The sequence below is a fragment of the Nostoc sp. FACHB-888 genome (genome assembly GCF_014696655.1).
Lineage (GTDB): Bacteria > Cyanobacteriota > Cyanobacteriia > Cyanobacteriales > Nostocaceae > Nostoc.
On sequence record NZ_JACJQM010000357.1, the window covers coordinates 1 to 2,713 of the forward strand.

The window sequence follows — 2,713 nt, forward strand, 5'->3', positions numbered from 1 at the left end:
TATTGACACTCAGTCCTAATAAACGTCCTTACTACCAACAAGGAGAAAGAGCGATGAGGCTTATTCTATCTGCATCCTAGCCCTTTTTGTAGCCCCCTAAGGAATTTGATGCAGCCCCAGGTTAAACCGTGCTAGCCACCGCGCCGAATAATTGCCCCAGTCGATGCACAAAGGTAAATTGTCGCGTTCGCTGCGGTCTTTTTGGGTGACAATTTGGGGCGGGGTGGGATAAGTTCGCCCAGTTTTGGGGTCAACAATTGATTCATCAGGCTTTGCTAAAATTGCCTCAAGTCCAGCGATTGCTCCTATTAATCGACCACCTTTATCCATTTCTACGAGTGATTCTGTTACTTCGATGCCGTAGGAGTCAAAGATACGAAACTTTTCACATTCAAAAATTTCGCTAGGGTCAAGGTAATCTTTGCTTTGACGGGCGCGGTACTCACTGGCTGTAATATTGTTAGCCTTGGCAACAGCCGAATAATGGGCAGTGTCCAAAGCAGCCGCAGCATTTTTCATGCGTTCAAGAGATTGGTCATCATCATCACTGCCCATACATATAAATGTATTGCCCATTTCAGTGAGGAGCGATCGCAAATCATCACGCAAATTATTCAGAGAATAGTGGCGGTTAGCCTGGATTTGGCAGTAAGCCTCAAGTGCCCAATCTTTCTCTGCACCCCTTAAGCCTGTTTTACGGTCGATCCGCAACAGAAAAGCTGTTACCTCGTTGGTTTGGAGGAGGCGTTCTTTGATTTTGGTAGCATTGGTATCTTTGTAACCAAATGGGGGGCGCGGGGCCACCCAAATATGAAACGGAACTTTCGGGCGATAGCGGTACAGCTGCTGGGCGCATTCGGTAGCTGTCTGACTTACGCCGTGAAACACACCAAACACCAAATCAAAATGATACTCCGAAATATCGACACCAGTTCCCAGGCTAGGGGAAGTGAACAAAGCATCGAAGTTTTTCACAGCGTTGGTGATATCTTTAATAAACGCGACATTTTCTTCACTGCCAGAATTATCAGAGTGAATAGACCAGATACGCCATTTTTGTGGTGTATGGGATTTTTTGGAGTTAGATTGTTCGCATTTGATAGTAAAAGACTTGTCGAGTTTCTTGATGAAACGCTTGGAGTCGCTAACTACCATGATTTTCAGACCTTGCATTAGTGCCGCCGAAATCTGCGCGACTATGGCACTGGAATTATCCCCCTCATACCAGTAGATTGTGCGTGAGCCATTTCGCCACTCGTTTTTGATGATGTAAGGTACTTCACCTACTGGTCGCATTGCAAGAAAAAAGTTGACAGTAAGATCATCCATGTGTGCATCAGCGATGACGACCAGTGGCGCGTTGTATACTATATATTCCAGTACTTCCAAAATTGCTGCACGGTGCTGTTTACAAGTATTACTGTGTAGTAGGTGCGTGAGATACTGGCAAGCCTCATCAATAAATATGCAGCCGTAAGTGAGGGCTTGGGTGTTGAGTTTGTGCAAGCTGTCAATAGTAATACTAAGGGCTTGAGCTTGAGCTAAACCTGTGTAACCCAAGTCTGAATACATCGCCGTCTGCAACCGTTGGGCAAGATTTTTTAGGAGATTAACCCGATGTCCATTGTTGAGGAACCGAGCATTAGGATTTTGGTCACGCCACCAGCGCATTAACTCGGTTTTCCCAGTTCCCATATCGCTCCAGAGTACAACTAGTCCGAGGTCTGGAAAACGGAAATATTTTTTGGGATTTTGGGTACTGGGTTTGGGGCCAGGGCAGTCAGAATCTATCAAGTCAACATTTTCCCTAACCCCAGTATCCAAATTGCAGTCCGTAGCTATCAGATTTGGACTGAATAATTTTTCAAGTCCAAGCTCGTAAAGTGGCGGAGCGGATGAACATTTTTCCTCCAGATCCCGAATGCAGAGTGCTTGGGTCAAATATTTAATATTGACTGTGACATCCGGCTGGTACTTAGAGAGTCCCCATTTCTTAGCTCGATACGAGCGCTGGTAATCGGCAAGTGATTTGGCATCGTCTACTAGAGCAGTTAGTAGGATATTGGCATCTTCGCTCCTGGCTACCACGAAATCATCAACACCTTTCTCTGGGCCTGGCAACAATGCCACTTCACATTCACAACCAGCAGACTCAATTGCTTTTGCTGTGCGAACAGTTGCTTGGTAAACTGACCACCTGGTTTTAGAAGAAGTTTCGTAATCAAATAATATAATGAACTTGCGTCCCGCCTGAGCGATTGGTACTAAGTCAGGATGCAACCGTTCATCAAAATCTTGTTGGCCCACGCGCCCGTTCCAAATGCCTGGGAGTGCGATCGCTACAAACCCCAAAGATAGCAAGCAACCGGCTTTCTTCTCACCCTCGCATAAGATAACTGGAATCTCTGGATGTTGCTTTATCCACTCCCAGAAGCTGATTTGTAAATCTTTCTGCTGAGAGCCGATGAAATTCAGTTTGTGCTGCTTTACCCATGACCAAAATATTAGGGGATTGAGTATACTTTTTCTGCACAGTCCTAAAAAGGAACTAAACTGGGCGATTTGCGTTAGCGTTCCCTGGTATTGTCCTAGTTGCAATAGCGAAGGCAAGAGAGCGCCATTGCCAAAAGCAGAGTTCTTTCGACTTTTAACTTTTAGCTTTTTCCCACGTTTTGCAAAAAGCACTCTTTGAATATCGGAAACGTTATAGCGC

The 2,713-nt window shown here is 45.4% G+C and carries 1 protein-coding gene; it reads right to left on the reverse strand.

The window, feature by feature from the left end:
• Positions 1-96: 96 nt before the first annotated feature.
• Complete coding sequence (locus tag H6G26_RS40745) at positions 97-2,685, reverse strand: plasmid replication protein, CyRepA1 family (RefSeq protein WP_347242608.1); 2,589 nt, start codon at positions 2,683-2,685, stop codon at positions 97-99.
• Between the last annotated feature and the right edge of the window lie 28 nt (positions 2,686-2,713).